Origin of the sequence: Mesorhizobium sp. M0077 (genome assembly GCF_040322955.1) — a bacterium.
Lineage (GTDB): Bacteria > Pseudomonadota > Alphaproteobacteria > Rhizobiales > Rhizobiaceae > Mesorhizobium.
The window spans coordinates 199,112-215,953 of sequence record NZ_JAMYUL010000010.1; the positions used below are offsets into that span (position 1 = coordinate 199,112).

Annotated in this window: 14 protein-coding genes and 1 pseudogene; 9 read left to right on the top strand and 6 right to left on the bottom strand. The window is 63.8% G+C overall.

Annotated elements, in window-relative coordinates:
• Positions 1-39: 39 nt before the first annotated feature.
• Entirely contained in the window at positions 40-948 is a 909-nt protein-coding gene (locus tag NKJ57_RS20335; RefSeq protein WP_023715901.1) for a LysR family transcriptional regulator, read from the bottom strand.
• 127 nt (positions 949-1,075) lie between these two features.
• On the opposite strand from NKJ57_RS20335, the gene NKJ57_RS20340 reads away from it, so the two are divergent.
• A complete protein-coding gene (locus NKJ57_RS20340) occupies positions 1,076-2,257 on the top strand; it encodes an MFS transporter (protein WP_352512150.1) in 1,182 nt (393 codons plus the stop codon).
• A 43-nt stretch (positions 2,258-2,300) separates the two neighbouring features.
• A pseudogene (locus tag NKJ57_RS20345) lies at positions 2,301-3,335 on the top strand (aldo/keto reductase).
• Between the two features lie 59 nt (positions 3,336-3,394).
• On the opposite strand, the gene NKJ57_RS20350 reads toward NKJ57_RS20345, so the two are convergent.
• Positions 3,395-3,667 carry an usg protein gene (locus tag NKJ57_RS20350; protein WP_023668649.1) on the bottom strand — a complete coding sequence of 91 codons (273 nt, stop codon included), beginning with the start codon at positions 3,665-3,667 and terminating at the stop codon, positions 3,395-3,397.
• Between the two features lie 305 nt (positions 3,668-3,972).
• Between NKJ57_RS20350 and acs the strand changes: the two genes are divergently transcribed.
• A complete protein-coding gene (acs, locus tag NKJ57_RS20355) occupies positions 3,973-5,928 on the top strand; it encodes an acetate--CoA ligase (RefSeq protein WP_352512148.1) in 1,956 nt (651 codons plus the stop codon).
• 9 nt (positions 5,929-5,937) lie between these two features.
• Complete coding sequence (locus NKJ57_RS20360) at positions 5,938-6,675, top strand: MOSC domain-containing protein (protein ID WP_352512147.1); 738 nt, start codon at positions 5,938-5,940, stop codon at positions 6,673-6,675.
• 66 nt (positions 6,676-6,741) lie between these two features.
• Here the strand turns inward: NKJ57_RS20360 and NKJ57_RS20365 are convergent, their stop codons facing one another.
• Positions 6,742-8,010 carry a class I SAM-dependent methyltransferase gene (locus NKJ57_RS20365; RefSeq protein ID WP_352512146.1) on the bottom strand — a complete coding sequence of 423 codons (1,269 nt, stop codon included), beginning with the start codon at positions 8,008-8,010 and terminating at the stop codon, positions 6,742-6,744.
• 387 nt (positions 8,011-8,397) lie between these two features.
• Positions 8,398-9,267, bottom strand: coding sequence for a transglutaminase-like domain-containing protein (locus tag NKJ57_RS20370; protein WP_023688863.1), 870 nt, complete (start codon positions 9,265-9,267; stop codon positions 8,398-8,400).
• A gap of 178 nt (positions 9,268-9,445) precedes the next feature.
• Here NKJ57_RS20370 and NKJ57_RS20375 point away from each other — a divergent pair, with 178 nt between their 5' ends.
• Entirely contained in the window at positions 9,446-10,111 is a 666-nt protein-coding gene (locus NKJ57_RS20375) for an HAD-IA family hydrolase (RefSeq protein ID WP_023668644.1), read from the top strand.
• Positions 10,112-10,237: 126 nt separating this feature from the next.
• Here NKJ57_RS20375 and NKJ57_RS20380 read toward each other — a convergent pair whose 3' ends face one another.
• Complete coding sequence (locus tag NKJ57_RS20380) at positions 10,238-10,444, bottom strand: DUF1674 domain-containing protein (RefSeq protein ID WP_023688862.1); 207 nt, start codon at positions 10,442-10,444, stop codon at positions 10,238-10,240.
• 105 nt (positions 10,445-10,549) lie between these two features.
• Here NKJ57_RS20380 and htpX point away from each other — a divergent pair, with 105 nt between their 5' ends.
• Together htpX and NKJ57_RS20390 are read left to right on the top strand one after the other, a co-directional pair.
• On the top strand, positions 10,550-11,575 hold the full coding sequence (gene htpX, locus NKJ57_RS20385; RefSeq protein WP_352512143.1) for a zinc metalloprotease HtpX: 1,026 nt from the start codon (positions 10,550-10,552) through the stop codon (positions 11,573-11,575).
• Positions 11,566-12,951, top strand: coding sequence for an RsmB/NOP family class I SAM-dependent RNA methyltransferase (locus NKJ57_RS20390; RefSeq protein WP_023726114.1), 1,386 nt, complete (start codon positions 11,566-11,568; stop codon positions 12,949-12,951). Before htpX ends, NKJ57_RS20390 begins: the two co-directional genes overlap by 10 nt.
• Positions 12,952-12,970: 19 nt before the next feature.
• Here NKJ57_RS20390 and NKJ57_RS20395 read toward each other — a convergent pair whose 3' ends face one another.
• Entirely contained in the window at positions 12,971-13,909 is a 939-nt protein-coding gene (locus tag NKJ57_RS20395) for a phytanoyl-CoA dioxygenase family protein (RefSeq protein WP_023668640.1), read from the bottom strand.
• 78 nt (positions 13,910-13,987) lie between these two features.
• On the opposite strand from NKJ57_RS20395, the gene NKJ57_RS20400 reads away from it, so the two are divergent.
• Together NKJ57_RS20400 and NKJ57_RS20405 are read left to right on the top strand one after the other, a co-directional pair.
• On the top strand, positions 13,988-14,842 hold the full coding sequence (locus tag NKJ57_RS20400; RefSeq protein WP_373432832.1) for a helix-turn-helix transcriptional regulator: 855 nt from the start codon (positions 13,988-13,990) through the stop codon (positions 14,840-14,842).
• Between the two features lie 217 nt (positions 14,843-15,059).
• Positions 15,060-16,784: a heparinase II/III family protein gene (locus tag NKJ57_RS20405; RefSeq protein WP_023732954.1), complete on the top strand. Its 1,725-nt coding sequence runs from the start codon at positions 15,060-15,062 to the stop codon at positions 16,782-16,784.
• The last annotated feature ends 58 nt before the right edge of the window (positions 16,785-16,842 follow it).

Below are 16,842 nucleotides of genomic sequence, written 5' to 3' on the forward strand. Positions count from 1 at the left end.
CCTGATGCTTGGGGGGTCATCTGGCTCCCCAACGTCTTTTCAACTCATCCGCACGCTCTCGACCAGAAAGTCGAGAAACGCCCGCACCCGTGCGGGCAAATGCCGGCCTTGGCCGACATAGACGGCGTGGGTAGGCTCCTCGTCGCCCGGATTGAAATCCTCCAGCAGCGCCGTCAGCCGCCCCGCCGCGATGTCATCGGCCACATGCCAGTGTGCCAGCCGGGCGATGCCGGCACCGCCGACCGCCATCAACCGCATCGACTCGCCATCGCCGACCAGCGTGTTTCCGGTGATCGGCACCATGACGGCGTTCCCGGTTGCATCGACAAACGACCAGCCATCGACATGCCGGACAAAGCCGAAAGCCATGCGATTGTGCCGGCTGAGATCGGCTGGAATCAGCGGTGTGCCATGTGTCTTGAGATAGGACGGTGCGGCAACGACCGTCATCCGGGTTTGCCCGAGCTTGCGCGCCACCAGCCGCGATTCGCCGAGCGGCCCGGCGCGGATGGCGACGTCGGCACGCTCAGCCATCAAATCGATGACGCTGTCGGTCAGCACCAGATCGACCGAAATCTCGGGATAGCGTTCGAGGAAATCAGGCAGCAGCGGGATCAGCCGATGCACCCCGAAGGGCACATAGGAGTTGACGCGCAGCCGTCCGCGCGGCGCGGCACCCACGGCCGCCTCGCGCTCGGCCGCCGCCATATCGGCTAGGATGCGCACCCCGCTGTCATAGAACGCCGTCCCTTCCGGCGTCAGCTGCAGCTTGCGCGTCGAGCGGGTGACCAGCCGCGCGCCGAGCCTTGCCTCCAGTCGCGCGATCAGCTTGCTCACCGCCGACGGTGTCATACGCAGCGAACGAGCCGCAGCCGAGAAGCTGCTCGCCTCGACGACGCGGACGAACACTTCGATCTCGCCGGAACGGTTGATGTCGGGTCTGGCCATCTGTGAATCTATTTCACAGGAAATATGCCCAAGGCAAGTCTGGTTCACAAGGCATGGCAACACGATCTCTGCGGTCGGGGCGCGGGTCTGGACAGCGCGCTCATTCGAGTTCGAACTGGAAACCGCCATGCCTCTTGCTCTCTACGCCCTCGCTGCCGGCGCCTTCGGCATCGGCGTCACCGAATTCGTCATCATGGGGCTGCTGATCGATGTCAGCAAAGATCTCGGAGTCTCGATCTCGGCCGCCGGCCAGTTGATTTCGGGCTACGCGTTGGGCGTCGTCATCGGCGCGCCGCTTTTGACCATCGCCACCGGCAACTGGCCCCGCAAGACCGTCCTTCTGGCCCTTATGGCGATCTTCACGCTCGGCAACCTCGCCTGTGCGATCGCCCCCGACTACTGGACGCTGATGGGCGCCCGCATCATCACCGCCTTTGCCCATGGCACTTTCTTTGGCGTCGGCTCGGTGGTCGCCACCGGCCTGGTCGCGCCCAACAAGAAAGCCTCGGCGATCGCGCTGATGTTCACCGGACTGACTATCGCCAACATCCTCGGCGTGCCCTTCGGCACCTGGCTAGGCCAGGCCTTCGGCTGGCGCGCCACCTTCTGGGCGGTAACCCTGGTCGGCTTGGCAGCCTTTGCCGTCATCCTGCTTCTGGTGCCGCGCAGCAAGGAAGCGCCCGAGAAGACCAATCTGCGCGCCGACCTCGCCGTGCTGCGCCGCACGCCGGTGCTGCTCGGCCTCGCCACCACCGTGCTCGGCTATGCCGGCGTCTTCGCCGTCTTCACCTACATCGCCCCGCTGCTCACCGAGATCAGCGGCTTCAGGGAGGCCGCGGTGTCGCCGATCCTGCTGGTCTTCGGCGGCGGTCTTATCGCCGGCAATCTGCTTGGCGGCAAGGTCGCCGACCGCTGGTTGGTGCCAACGGTGCTCGGCAGCCTCGTGGTGCTGGCGTTGGTGCTGGCCACAATGACCTTCGCCGTCCACAGCCAAATCCTGGCCGTCATCTATGTCGGCCTGCTTGGTGCCGCCGCCTTCGCCACCGTGGCGCCGCTGCAGATGTGGGTGCTGGAAAAGGCGCAAGGCGCGGGCCAGAGCCTCGCCTCCTCCTTCAACATCGCCGCCTTCAACCTCGGCAATGCCGCCGGCGCTTGGCTTGGCGGCGCGGTGATTGCCCATGGCCTCGGCCTCGGCTCACTAACCTGGATCGCCGCTTTGCTGCCGGTCGTGGCTCTTGGCGTCGCTGCCCTGGCGCTGCGCCTCGATCGCGCCCCCACAATCGGGGCGCCGGTCTGCGCCCAGTCATGAGCATCACGCGCAATCCTTCTTCGACATCATCAAGGAGCATAAAATGGATTATCGACGTCTCGGCGCATCGGGCCTGAAAGTGCCCGCACTCTCTTTCGGAGCCGGCACTTTCGGCGGCTCCGGGCCGCTGTTCGGGGCCTGGGGCAACAGCGACGCCAAGGAAGCGCGGCGGCTGATCGACATCTGCCTCGAGGCCGGCGTCAATCTGTTCGACACCGCCGATGTCTATTCGAACGGCGCCTCCGAGGAAGTGCTTGGCGAAGCCATCAAAGGCCGCCGCGACGCGATGCTGATCTCGACCAAGACTTCGCTGCCGATGGGCGACAGACCGGCCGACTACGGCTCGTCGCGCTCGCGGCTGATCAAAGCCGTCGACGCCGCCCTGAAGCGCATGGGCACCGATTATATCGACCTGTTGCAGCTGCACGCCTTCGATGCCGGCACGCCGATCGAGGAGGTGTTGTCGACGCTGGACGACCTCGTGCGCGCCGGCAAGCTGCGCTATGTCGGCGTCTCCAACTTCTCCGGCTGGCAGGTGATGAAATCGCTGGCGGAAGCTGACAAGCATGCTTATCCGCGCTACGCCGCGCATCAGGTGTACTACTCGCTGGTCGGCCGCGACTATGAATGGGAGCTGATGCCGCTCGGTATCGACTAGGGCATCGGCGCGCTGGTGTGGAGTCCGCTCGGCTGGGGCCGCCTGACCGGCAAGATCCGCCGCGGCCAGCCCCTGCCGGAAAAGAGCCGGCTGCACGACACCGCCGATTTCGGCCCGCCGGTCGCGGACGAACATCTCTACCGGGTCATGGATGCGCTTGATGCGATGGCTGAAGAGACCGGCAAGACCGTGCCGCAGATCGCCATCAACTGGCTGTTGCGGCGCCCGACCGTGTCCTCGGTCATCATCGGCGCCCGCAACGAGGAACAGCTGCGCCAGAACCTCGGCGCCGCCGGCTGAGCATTGACGCCGGAGCAGGTCAAAAAACTCGACGCTGCAAGCGAGGTCACAGCGCCCTACCCGTACTTCCCTTATCACCGCCAGGAAGGTTTCGCCCGGCTGAACCCGCCTGCGGTGTGATCGCCGACGTTGAAGCTGCCAATCTCCCCCCTCGCGGGGGAGATCAGCTATACTGCCGCTCAGTGCAGCACGAACTCCCCATCCACCTTCCGCCATTCGTTCGGCGCGATCAGCTTCTGGTGCGTGTAGCTGATCGAATGCAGCGGCCCGTCGAGCCTGGCCTTCCAGAACTCGATGAACTTGATCAGCACCGGAAACTTCGGCGCCAGATCGTAATCCTGCCAGATGAAGCTCTGCAGCAGATGCGGGTGGTCGGGAAAATGGTATAGAATCTTGGCCGTGGTCAGGCCATACCCCTTGAGCATCAGGTCCATTTCGGAATGATCGCGCATGACAGCCCCTTGGCCTAGTTGATTCTCCATTCCTCCCAACACCGAATTGTGCGCGCCGTTCCTTAACTGTCTATGATTTTCCTGATCCCAGTCGGGTTTTATGCACGAAAACATACAGTTAGCAGCGACCGCTGCCGAGTGCTGATACAACCTGAACGGGAGCTGCGGCATCCCGCCACGCGAATCCAACGTCTAATGTTGCCGTCAGCGCGGAACTGTTAATAATGCCGCCGAATTCGCGGCTGCGTCGCCGTGATCCTGGCTGTGGTCAAGCCGGCGGGGTGGTTTGGGAGGAAAGTGAAGACATGTCCGAGGTGAAGATCCACCGCGTCCAGCCGGCGTGGAAGAAGAATGCGCTGATCGACAATGACACCTACCTCAAATGGTATGCCGACAGCGTGAAGAATCCGGACAAGTTCTGGGGCAAGCACGGCAAGCGCATCGACTGGTTCAAGCCGTTCAGCAAGGTCAAGAACACCTCCTTCGAGGGCAAGGTCTCGATCAAATGGTTCGAGGACGGCGAAACCAACGTCTCCTACAACTGCATCGACCGCCATTTGAAGAAGCGCGGCAACCAGACAGCCATCATCTGGGAAGGCGACAATCCCTACGACGACAAGAAGATCACCTATAACGAGCTCTACGAGCATGTCTGCCGGCTCGCCAATGTGATGAAGAAGCACGGCGTCAGGAAGGGCGACCGCGTCACCATCTACATGCCGATGATCCCGGAAGCGGCCTACGCGATGCTGGCTTGCACCCGCATCGGCGCCATCCACTCGATCGTCTTCGGCGGCTTTTCACCGGACGCGCTGGCCGGCCGCATCGATGACTGCAAGTCGACCTTCGTCATCACCGCCGATGAGGGCCTGCGCGGCGGCAAGCCGATCCCGCTGAAGGAAAACACCGACAGAGCGATCGAAATCGCCGCCAATTCCGGCACCAAGGTCGAAAAGGTGGTCGTCGTGCGCCGCACCGGCGGCAAGACCGGCTGGGTCCAGGGACGCGACATCTGGTACCATGACGAGATCGCCACGGTGAAGGGCGACTGCAAGCCGGAGAAGATGAAGGCCGAGGATCCGCTGTTCATCCTCTACACCTCAGGCTCGACCGGCAAGCCGAAGGGCGTGCTGCACACCACTGCCGGCTATCTCGTCTATGTCTCGATGACCCACCAATATGTCTTCGACTACCATGACGGCGATATCTACTGGTGCACCGCCGATGTCGGTTGGGTCACCGGCCACAGCTATATCGTCTATGGCCCGCTCGCCAACGGCGCCACCACGCTGATGTTCGAGGGCGTGCCGAACTACCCCTCGCAGTCGCGCTTCTGGGAAGTCATCGACAAGCACAAGGTCAACATCTTCTACACCGCGCCGACGGCGCTGCGCGCGCTGATGGGCGCCGGCGACGAACCGGTGAAGAAGACCTCGCGCAAGTCGCTGCGCGTGCTGGGCTCGGTCGGCGAACCGATCAATCCGGAAGCCTGGGAGTGGTATTTCAACATCGTCGGCAACGGCAAGGTGCCGATCGTCGACACCTGGTGGCAGACCGAGACCGGCGGCATCCTGATCACGCCGCTGCCCGGCGCCACCGACCTCAAGGCCGGCTCGGCGACGCGGCCCTTCTTCGGCATCAAACCGCAGCTGGTCGACGGCGAAGGCAAGGTGCTGGAAGGGGCGGCCGACGGCAATCTCTGCATTGCCGATTCCTGGCCCGGCCAGATGCGCACCGTCTATGGCGATCACGACCGCTTCGTGCAGACCTATTTCTCCACCTACAAGGGCAAATACTTCACCGGAGACGGCTGTCGCCGCGACGCCGATGGCTATTACTGGATCACCGGCCGCGTCGACGACGTCATCAACGTTTCCGGCCACCGCATGGGAACGGCCGAGGTCGAATCGGCGCTCGTCAGCCATGAGAAGGTGTCGGAAGCAGCTGTCGTCGGCTATCCCCACGACATCAAGGGCCAGGGCATCTACAGCTACGTTACCTTGATGAAAGGCGTGGAGCCGAGCGAGGAACTGCGCAAGGAGCTCGTGGCCCATGTCCGCAAGGAGATCGGCGCCATCGCCTCGCCCGACAAGCTGCAGTTCGCGCCCGGACTGCCGAAAACCCGCTCCGGCAAGATCATGCGCCGTATCCTGCGCAAGATCGCCGAGGACGATTTTTCCGCACTCGGCGATACCTCGACACTGGCCGATCCGGCCGTGGTCGATGATCTGATCGCCAACCGCCAGAACAAGAAGGGCTGAGGGGATTTGATGGCTGCACTGGGCGCAGTCACGGAGCTCTGGCGTTACCCTGCAAGTTCGCTTGCCGGCGAACGCCAGGACGCCATTTCGGTCGGCCTTGAAACCATCGACGGCGACCGGCTGTTCGGCCTTGTCGATGTCTCGGACAATGAGATCGCGCGGCCCGACCGCGACGCCAAGTGGCACAAGGTGCCGCGCATCCGCACCCGGCTGAGCAAGGACCGCAAGCTGGAGATCGCCGTTTCCGACGGCGACTGGCTGGTAGCGCCGGGCGCTGAATGCGACAGCGCCGTCTCGACCTATCTCGGCTTCGCCGCCTCGATCCGGCCGTTCAGCCAGGACAACGCTCCCGGCTACACCGGCCCGCTGACCGCGGCGCGCTACCGCAAAGCGCCGATCCATCTCTTGACCACCGCATCGCTGGCCCGGCTCAAGGCGCTGCACCCCGAAGGCATTCCCGATCCGCGCCGCTTCCGCCCCAACATCGTCGTCGACATGGCGGCGGTCGAAGGCTCGTTTCCCGAGACCGAATGGATTGGCCGCAAGCTTGCCATCGGCGACCTGCTGGTGACCGTCTCGGAGCCGTGCCGCCGCTGCGGCTTCACCATCATCAGCCAGGACGGCTTCGACCACGATCCCGGCATCCTGCGCAATCTGGTCCGCCACAACGCCCATAATCTCGGCGTCTATTGCACTGTGGACAGGCCTGCCCGTGTCGAGATCGGCGCGCCGATGCGGTTCGTGTAGGCCTCTACCGCGAGGCAGCGAATCGCAGACCTTGGAAAGCGTGGGGTTCGGCCCCGAATCCTATCCCTACCGATACAGATCCGCCCGTGTCGGCGGCAGCCCGCTCGGGCCGCGTGCGCGTTTGGTGACGACGGTCTGAAAAATCTGCGCCGAGGCGCGCTCGAAGGTGATCGAGCAGCCGGTGAGATAAAGCAGCCACAGCCGTGCCTTGGCCTCGCCGACTTCGGCGACCGCCTCGTCGAAGCGAGCCTGTAGCCGCTGGGCCCACAGCCGGCAGGTGCGCGCATAGTGCTCGCGCAGATTCTCGACGTCGTAGACCAGGAAGCCATGCGCCTCCAGATTGCCCAGCGTCATGCCGATCGTGTCGAGTTCGCCGCCTGGGAAAATGTATTTGAGCAGCGCCTTGAACTCCGGCCCCTTGCGCAAGGTTTTCTTCAAGTCGCCCTTGCTGCGCCTGGTGATGGCGTGGTGCAGATAGATGCCGCCGGGCTTCAGCAAGCGATGGATGGTCTTGAAATAGGTGGCGTGGTTGGCGAGGCCGAGATGCTCGAACATGCCGATCGACGATATCTTGTCGAAGGAGCCTTTGAGCTCCGTATAGGATTTGATTTCGATGGTGATGCGGTCCTGCAGCCCTTCGGCGCGGATGCGCTCGCGGGCGAGATCGGTCTGCGCCTGCGACAGCGACACGCCATGGCCGACGACGCCGTAATTTTTGGCCGCATGGATCAGCATGGCACCCCAGCCGCAGCCGATGTCCAGCAGCTTTTCGCCCGGCTTCAGCCTGAGCTTGCGGCAGATATGGTCGAGCTTGTCGGCCTGCGCCTGGTCGATGCCATCGGCGAAATCCTTAAAGTAGCCGCAGCTGTAGACCATGCGCTCGTCGAGGAAGAGCCGGTAAAAGGCATTCGAAATGTCGTAGTGATGCTGGATCGCCTCCTGGCTCGACCCGCTGACATAGGGGTTGCGACCCGACAGATCGGTGCGTGCACTCATCTGCTTGCGTGACAGGAGCACCGCCGGCAGGTCGCGCAGGATCGCCAGCTTCGGCAGCGACTTGAGCTTGGTCCTGAGCTTGCCTTGCGACGGCAGTGCGTAGAAATCGAAAATCGTCCCGTCTTCGATGTCTATCGTCTTGGAGATCCACATCTCGATCAGCGTCGACAGCGATGGCCGCTTCACCACCTGCCAGACGATGTCCTGGTCGTTGATGGTGAGCACGGGCCCGATGGCGGGACCGATCCGCTCGCCGGTCCACAGCTTGACCGCAAAACCCGGCTTCAGCGTTTCGATCACCGTTCGCACGATGCGCGCGGCCTTCTCGGCTGCCTCCATGGCCATCCTCCCGAGTCCTGACAATCCACCTTGCATGGATTTTGCCCGCCCTCGCGGCTCTTCGCAACCCGGCGCAAAAGGCGGCTCGCCAGCTATTTCAAATCGGCATCTTGTTTTTTGCTGCAACGCACCCCATCATCTGTACGTGTTCAACAAATCGAAAGGAGGTGATCCGATGTCGAGTGATTTCGTTTTCCAGAACGTGGCCTCAGCGGATTGCACTTTCGGGAAGCAGTCTTCCCGTTAAGGCGCGATAAGCGCGGCGGGTGACCTCGGTCGCCGCCATTGGCCGCGCCACGGACGGAAACACGGAAGGCCGCCGGCTTCGTCAAGAAGCGGCGGCCTTTTCCATTTCCGGATTGTGTGTCGAAGCAGATCAGAATCCGGTCACGCCAGCATCCGCGCGCTGATCGTCTTGTCGACGCCGTGATAGGGCGGATTGAACAGCTTGCCTTCCTGCTCGTAGGTCCAGACCTTGAACAGCGAGAGTTGGTGTGGGCCGAAACTGTGCAGCAGCGGGACATCCGTGGCATCGCGGCCGCGCGCGATGACGACGCGGCCGATCCTGGGTTTGTTGTGGCGCGGGTCGAACGTGTACCACTTGCCGTCGAGGAACACTTCCATCCAGGCTGAAAAATCCATCGGCGCCGGGTCGGCCGGTACGCCGATGTCGCCGAGATAACCGTTCACATAGCGGGCCGGGATGTTCATGCAGCGGCAGAGCGTGATCGCCAGATGGGCGAAGTCGCGGCATACACCAACCTGCTCCTCATGCGCTTGGGCTGCGGTACGCGTCGACCGCGCATAGCCATAGCCGAAGGACAGCCGGTTGTGGACATAGTCGACGATCGCCTGCACCCGCGCCCAGCCGGAGGGAACATGGCCGAAAAGCTGCCAGGCCAGACTGCTCAGATGATCGGTCTCGCAATAGCGGCTGCCGAGGAGGTAGCCGAGCACATCGTCCGGCAGTTCCGCCACCGGCACTTCCCTGGCCAGCGTGTTGACCGCGTCAGGCTCGCCGCTGTCCTCGACGGCTGCGTCATAGAGAATGCGGAAACTGCCGGCGGGTACGGTGAAGCGGCGGCAGGTATTGCCGAACAGATCGTGATAGACCTTGCTCGGCACTGAAGGCGACGTCAGCACGCGCGTCTGCCGTTTGATGTCGGCCTGACGATCCCTGTGGATATCAAGCAGCGAGATGACCGGCGTGGCGCCGACGCATTCAATGGCGATTTCGTAGCCGAGCCGGATCAGCACAATGATTGCCCCTTCGATCCCGTGGAAAACAGTATGCTCAAAACGCCAGAGGCGGGACCATGGTTCCCTGGAACTATCGAAAAGGCTCTCCCGCGGCTTCCCAGGCAGGCGTGGCGACGTTACGGTCGAACGACATGTTTCGACCTCCCGAAACGATCCCTAACCCGTGGAAAATCTGATGTTTGCAGGCAGAAAATTCGCCGCGTTCCTGTTCGATATGGATGGCACGGTGCTCAATTCGATCGCCTCGGCCGAGCGCGTCTGGGCGGCGTGGGCGCTTAAGCACGGTCTCGACGTCGAAGCCTTCCTGCCGACGATCCATGGCGTGCGGGCGGTCGAGACCATCACCAGGCTGGCGCTTCCCGGCGTCGACCCTGTTCATGAGGCGTTTGTGCTGTTGCAGGCCGAGTCGGACGATGTCGAAGGCGTGCTGCCGATCGCCGGCGCAGTACGGTTTCTCAACGCGCTGCCGGCCGAGCGCTGGGCGATCGTCACCTCCGCGCCGCGCCCGTTGGCGCTGCTGCGCATGCGGGCCGCCGGCATCCCGGTTCCCGCCTTGGTGGTCGCGGCCGAGGATGTGTCGCACGGCAAACCGGCGCCCGACTGTTTCCTGCTGGCGGCAAAACGGCTCGGCGTCGACATCGGCGACTGTCTGGTCTTCGAGGACGCACCGGCCGGTATCGCGGCGGCGGAAGCAGCGGGCGCGTCGGTGATGGTGATCAGCGCCACTCACCAGCATCCAATGACGACTCAGCACAACTCGATTGGCGGCTACGAAACCGTCTCCATCGCCATCGATGACAGCGGCTGGATGACGCTGGGGGCACAGCGCAGCGCGGCCTGAGGAACTGGAGGACTGGAGGACTGGAGGACTGGAGGACTGGAGGACTGGAGGACTGGAGAACTGCTGTGCGCCTTTTTCTTCAACTCTTCAGCTCACCAGTTCCCCAGTTCTTCCGTTCCTGAACCCCTAGAAATCGCTAGCCAGTCCCTTCACTTCCCAGTCGCCGTAGCGGCCGGGTTCCTTGCCGCCGCGGCCGCCGATTTCCTTCGGCAACGCAGCTTCCTTCTGGCGATACGCTTCACGGCGCGCCTCGGCTTCAGCCAGCGCTCGGCTGGCCGCCGGCGTCAGGTCCTTCTCCCGGTCGGCATCGGCTTTGCTGGGTTGGTCGGTCATGCGATAGTCCGGGCGGATTGAAACAAAGGGCGGCGTTTCCCATCATATAGCCATGAGTTCACCCCGATCGACCTTTTTTTGCCACGGCCGCACAGGGAGCAGATGATGAGCACGCTACGCACCACCATGCTTCTGGCCGCGATGACGGCGCTGTTCATGGGCGTCGGCTTTCTGATCGGCGGCACCGGCGGCATGATGATGGCCTTCCTGGTCGCCGCGGGCACCAATCTGTTCAGCTACTGGAATGCCGACAAGATGGTGCTGTCGATGAACCGCGCCGTCGAGGTCAACGCGAAGAACGCGCCCGAATTCCACGCCATCGTCGAGGCGTTGGCCAAGCAGGCCGGCCTGCCGATGCCCAAGACCTATCTGATCGACAATCCGCAGCCGAACGCCTTCGCCACCGGCCGCAATCCCGAGAACGCCGCGGTCGCGGCCTCGACCGGGCTGCTGGAGCGCCTGTCGCATGAGGAGGTGGCGGCAGTCATGGCGCATGAGCTGGCCCACATCCAGCATCGAGACACGCTGACCATGACCATTGTCGCGACACTCGCCGGCGCCATCTCGATGCTCGGCAATTTCGCCTTCTTCTTCGGCGGCAGCCGCGACAACAACAACCCGTTCGGCTTTGTCGGCGTGCTGGTGGCGATGCTGGTCGCGCCCTTCGCCGCCATGATCGTGCAGATGGCGGTCAGCCGCACCCGCGAATACGAGGCCGACCGGCGCGGCGCCGAAATCGTTGGAAATCCGCTTTGGCTGGCATCAGCGCTTGACAAGATCGCCCGCGGCGCCGAACGCATCCGCAACCCGGATGCCGAACGCAATCCCGCGACCGCGCATCTCTTCATTATCAATCCTCTTCACGGCGAGCGAATGGACAGCCTGTTTTCGACCCACCCGAACACCGACAACCGCATCGCCGCGCTGCAGGCGATGGCGCGCGACATGGCAGGCCGCCAGCCGGCGCCGCGCCAGGCGCCGACGCCAGAGCCGATCGAAGAATTGCCGGCCGATGCCGAGCAAGGTCCGTGGGGCAAGGCAGCACGCCCCACGCAGCCGACCAAACCGGCCAAGCCGAAAGCCAATCCGTGGGGCCGCAATCCGACCGGACCCAAAGGTCCGTGGTCGTGAGCGGCGCCAGATCCCGGCCCGCACATTCAGGCGATCGCGAAAACAGCTCGGACGAATTCGTCGCCGGCCTCGCCGCGCGCAAGGCCGCGGCGCGGCTGCTGGCCGCCGTTATCGACGCCAAAACGCCGCTCGACGGGCTGACGGACCACGAGAACGGCCACCCGCAATACAAGGTGCTCGACCTGCGCGACCGCGGCCTGGTGCGCGCCATACTGGTGACCGCGCTGCGCTACCGCATGACCATTGCCGGGCTCCTCGCCCGCCGCCTTGAAAAGCCGCTGCCGCCCAACGCCACAGCGCTGTCGCAAATCCTGCATGTTGCGGCGGCGCAGATCCTGTTCCTCGACATCCCCGACAGCGCCGCCGTCGATTTGGCTGTGACCCACGCCAAGTCGGACCCACGCACGCAGCGCTTTTCCGGCCTCGTCAACGGCGTGCTGCGCACTTTGGTGCGCGCCAAGGAAACCGAACTGCCGGCAGCTCTTGCCGCCACCGATGAGGCGCCAAAATGGTTCTCCGATCGCCTGAAAGCTGCCTATGGCCCTGAGATGACCAGACAGATCCTGGCGGCGCATCGCGTTGAGGCGCCGGTGGATTTCACGGTCAAGGCCGATCCCGAACTGTGGGCCGAAAAGCTCGGCGGCATCGTGCTGCCGACCGGCACGGTGCGAGTGGAAAAGCTCAGCGCCTCCGTCACCGAACTGCCGGGCTTCAGCGAAGGCGCATGGTGGGTCCAGGACGCCGCCGCCAGTTTTCCGGCGCGGCTGTTCGGCGATGTCAAAGGATTACGCGTCGCCGACCTCTGCGCCGCCCCCGGCGGCAAGACCGCTCAGCTTATCCTTGCCGGCGCCAAAGTCACCGCCTTGGACACCTCGAAGAACCGGCTGGCGCGGCTGACGCAGAACCTCGAACGGCTTGGGCTGTCCGCCGAGATCGTGCAGGCCGATCTGCTGAAATACCAGCCGGCGGAGCTTTTCGACGCCGTCCTGCTCGACGCGCCCTGCTCTTCCACCGGCACGGTTCGGCGCCACCCGGACGTGCCATGGACCAAGACGGTAGCCGACGTCGAAAAGCTAGCCGATCTGCAAGCAAAGCTGCTCGCCCGCGCCGTCACTTTGGTCAAACCGGGCGGCCGGATTGTTTTTTCCAACTGTTCGCTGGACCCGATCGAAGGCGAGGATCTGTATCGCGCCTTTCTGGCCGGCAACAAGACCGTCGCCGACGATCCGCTGCAGCCCGGCGAAATCGCTGGCATCGACGCCTTCCTGACCCCGCAAGGCACGCTGCGCACCACACCCGCCGATCTTGACCTTGGTTCGCCAGGGGTTTCCGGCCTGGACGGCTTCTTCGCCGCCCGCATGCGACGTCTGGCCTGACTCCGACGCGACGACATGCCTAAAGCATGTCGTTCAGACTCCAGTGCTTCCCCCACCTTGCATCGATCTCATCATCGACATTCTGGTAGCGGATATCGGTGGAGAGCCGGATACGCCCCTCCGCGCTCTGGTTGGTCGTCGAGGCGTGGATCATATAGGGCGAGTGGAGGACGACATCGCCGGCCTCGAAATCCGCGATCAGCCAGCGTGTATCGAACCGCTCCGCCATGTCGGGCAGGTCCTTCGACACCCAGCCGCCCTCGCTCATGTTCCTGTTGTAGGCGCTGATGCGCTCCTGCGGGCTCAGCCCGGCATTTTCCCTGGCGAACCGGGCCTCCATGTCGAGGCCGATGGCGTGCGATCCCTCGAGATAGACCAGGCCGCCCATGTCGACGGGAACGTCGCCGATCGGGATCCAGGCAGTGACGATGCGGCTGGTGCCGCCGCGCAGATAAACGAGGTCGTAATGCGCCGGCGTCGCCACGGTGGTGCCCGGTTGGGTGAAACGCATGATCTTGCGCTTGTGCAAGTAGGACAGCCCGCCGACGAACGCATCCATTAGCCGGGCCATCAGGGGCTGTGCGCAGAACCCTTCATAGGCGGTGGAGCGAACCAGCGCCATCAACCGGCGATCGGCGAGCTGACGGTCGAACGTTCCGGCGGCCGCCGCCAGGCCAAGCGCGGGATCGGACCCGGGCTGCAGCAAGCCGGTGTCGGCCAGATACGAAAACACCCAGCCGCGAAAATCGATGACGTCGCGGCGCGGCAGCATACTTTTCAGCCAGACATAGCCTTGCTCGGCAAGGAGGCCGCGAATGGCATCGATGCCGACCCCGGCGTCGGTTGGCACGAGATGACCCAACCGGTTCGGCGCCATCGATAATGTCTTGCCGTTGGCGTTCAGATCGATTGACGCAACAGGAATCCGTCGTTGCGTGCCACCTGTTGAGCTTGACATTTCAGCCACCTGCGATTTTCCATCCTTAGCTGGAAATGCCATACTGTTCGCACGCTCGCCCATGGACGGAACGAAGCCATGGACTTTTCGCTCATGAACGATCACCCTTACGCGCTCTACAGATCCGCACCGGCCGCGGCCGGCGGCCTGTCGGTTACAGGGATTGGTCGGCATCGCGTCACGCAGGCGATCCAAGCGCGCAAATTGCCGGAATTCGCCGTGGTGCTGATTGAGGATGGTCAAGGCTGGCTTGAAACCAGGACAGCCGGCATGCAGACGATCCGAGCGCCGGCCCTGTTCTGGCTGCTTCCCGGGAGGATGCATTCCTACGGGCCGGATGCATCGGGATGGCTCGAACGCTGGGCGCTCTTCGACGGCGCCTTGATACGCGATTTCACCCGGCTGCGGCTGATCGCCGAGGACGCCCCTGTCGTCCCCTTGCGCGACCTCGGCAAAATGCAGCGGCTGTTCGACAGGCTGCATGGTGAGCTGTCGCTCGATACGATGCTGAGCCAGGCAGAAGCCGCCGCCACGATGCATCGCATCGTCGTGCGTGCTGCCCGCCAGGCAATGGATTGGAACAACCGTCAACGAAATCCCGGCTTCCAGCATGCCGACATGCAGCCCATCATCGACGAATTGCGCCGCTGCGCGTGCGACCCGGTCGATCTCGATGCCTTCGCCGCAAAATTCTCGATGTCGCCGGCAACCTTGCGGCGCAGATTTGCGCGGGCAGCCGGCATGTCGCCCAAGGCCTTCCAACTGCGCACGAGGCTCGACCGCGCCAAACAGATGCTGGCCGCCTCCGATTCGCCCATCGAGTCCATTGCGGCCGCCGTCGGCATCCACGACGCCTTCTATTTCTCCCGTCTGTTTCGCGACCGGGAAAACTGTTCGCCCAGCGAATTTCGGTCTCGCCACAACCGCAAGTGAGTGCCGGATTGCCGGGCTTAAACCCGCGAAGCGCTTGACTTTTTTCGGGGCGGGTCGGTGGCCGGCAGCGTGAGGCGCTTCACGTCGGCGGAATTCGACTTCGCACAAGTTCTTGAATCATATAAGCTTGTGCTGGGGTACCGGAACATGATGCCGAAAAGTGTGACGCGGTTTTCGGGCGACAGCATGCTCTATCTCCAGGCGACGAGGAGGGGTTTTGGCACTGGCTGCCGGCAGCACGACACGTCTGTGGACGCTTGTCGCTAAGGAGTTTTGGCGCAAGACGCGCCGGCGCCTTCGCGCAGGGCCAGTCTATCGCTGGCGCTATTCCGGGCGCACGCCCGAACGCGTCCTGATTGCACCGCCCGACCTCAGGCTCGCCGATCCGCAGATCGCGCTCGAGATTTATTATGGCCGCTATCCGCTGTCGGGACATCTGGTCGAGACCGGCGGCAAATCGCCATTCCAGATCGACGTCGCCAACCGCGGCTGGGTGAAGACGCTGCACGGCTTTCGCTGGCTGCGCCATATGCGCGCCGCCGGCACCGAGCTGGCCGCCGCCAATGCACGCGCGCTTGTCTCCGACTGGATCGCCATGCATGGCAACCAGATTTCCGGCATAGCCTGGGAGCCCGGCACCACCGCCAAGCGAGTCATTGCCTGGTTGCAACACTCCTCGGTTGTCCTACAAGGGGCCGAATTTCCGTTCTATCGCGCCTTCCTGAAATCGCTCGCCGTGCAGATCCGCTATCTCCGCTCGATGGCGCGCGAAATGCCGGACGGCAAGGACAGGCTGCGCGCTCGCATCGCGCTTGCCTTCGCCGCGCTGTCGCTGCCGGCGCCGGCCTCGGCACTGCGCGGCGCCACCCGCAACCTGGCGGAAGAACTCGACCGCCAGATCCTTCCCGATGGCGGCCATATTTCGCGCAACCCGATGGCGGTGCTCGAATTGCTCGCCGATCTCCTGCCGCTGCGCCAGACCTATGCCAATCAGGCAGAAACGCCACCGGCCGCCCTGATGGGCGCCATCGACCGCATGCTGCCGGCGCTGCGCTTCTTCCGCCATCAGGATGGCAGCCTCGCCCGCTTCAATGGCATGGGCGCCACCATCCACGACCGCATTGCCACCATCTTGCGCCACGACGACACCGCCGGCGCGCCGCTGCTGCACGCGCCGCATTCCGGCTATGAGCGGCTGTGTATGGGCGGCGTTACGGTAATTGCCGATACCGGCCCGTCGCCGGCCGTCGATGTGTCCAACGCCGCGCATGCCGGGTGCCTGGCCTTCGAACTCTCGTCCGGTCGCCAGCATTATATCGTCAATGCCGGCATCGACACCTATGGCGCCGCCGAATTCCGGCCGCTGGCCCGTGCCACCGCGGCGCATTCGACCGCCACCATCAACGACACCTCGTCGGCGCGGTTTTCCCATTCGCTGCGCGTCAACGACCTGCTCGGCTCACCCTTGCTCGGCGGCCCGCAGCATGTGCCTTGCAAGCGCATCGACCAGAAGGGCACGCAAGGGTTCATCGCCCGCCATGACGGCTATATGCAGCGCTTTGGCTTCCTCCATGAGCGCGAGCTGAAACTGTCGAGCGAGGGCAATGTGCTCGCCGGCAGGGATCGCTTCCTTCGCCCGGGCGGTGCGGCGATCCGCAACAATGGCCGCGACTTCGTCGTGGTGCGCTTCCACATCCACCCTGATATCAACCTTTTGCAGGACGAGCATGACCGCCTGGTGCTGACCGCCGACCAGGCCGACACCTGGGTGTTCACCTGCACCGAAGTGGTGCCGGAGGTCGAGGAATCGATCTATTTCGCCGGCCTTGGCGGCCCGCGCCGCAGCCGCCAGATCGTGCTCGCCTTCAAGGCCTCGGAGATCGCCGAGGTGCATTGGCAGCTCACGCGCACCGGCATCGCCGGCTATCCCGAGAACAGCTGAGCGTCGTTGCCGGCGCCGGCTTGATCGAGCTTCCGGCTTGATTTCCTGACCTCATGTG

Coding starts and splice junctions, on each gene's coding strand:
- NKJ57_RS20335 (WP_023715901.1), bottom strand. CDS start 948: ATGGCCAGACCCGACATCAACCGTTCCGGCGAGATCGAAGTGTTCGTC.
- NKJ57_RS20340 (WP_352512150.1), top strand. CDS start 1,076: ATGCCTCTTGCTCTCTACGCCCTCGCTGCCGGCGCCTTCGGCATCGGC.
- NKJ57_RS20350 (WP_023668649.1), bottom strand. CDS start 3,667: ATGCGCGATCATTCCGAAATGGACCTGATGCTCAAGGGGTATGGCCTG.
- acs (WP_352512148.1), top strand. CDS start 3,973: ATGTCCGAGGTGAAGATCCACCGCGTCCAGCCGGCGTGGAAGAAGAAT.
- NKJ57_RS20360 (WP_352512147.1), top strand. CDS start 5,938: ATGGCTGCACTGGGCGCAGTCACGGAGCTCTGGCGTTACCCTGCAAGT.
- NKJ57_RS20365 (WP_352512146.1), bottom strand. CDS start 8,010: ATGGAGGCAGCCGAGAAGGCCGCGCGCATCGTGCGAACGGTGATCGAA.
- NKJ57_RS20375 (WP_023668644.1), top strand. CDS start 9,446: ATGTTTGCAGGCAGAAAATTCGCCGCGTTCCTGTTCGATATGGATGGC.
- NKJ57_RS20380 (WP_023688862.1), bottom strand. CDS start 10,444: ATGACCGACCAACCCAGCAAAGCCGATGCCGACCGGGAGAAGGACCTG.
- htpX (WP_352512143.1), top strand. CDS start 10,550: ATGAGCACGCTACGCACCACCATGCTTCTGGCCGCGATGACGGCGCTG.
- NKJ57_RS20395 (WP_023668640.1), bottom strand. CDS start 13,909: ATGTCAAGCTCAACAGGTGGCACGCAACGACGGATTCCTGTTGCGTCA.
- NKJ57_RS20400 (WP_373432832.1), top strand. CDS start 13,988: ATGGACTTTTCGCTCATGAACGATCACCCTTACGCGCTCTACAGATCC.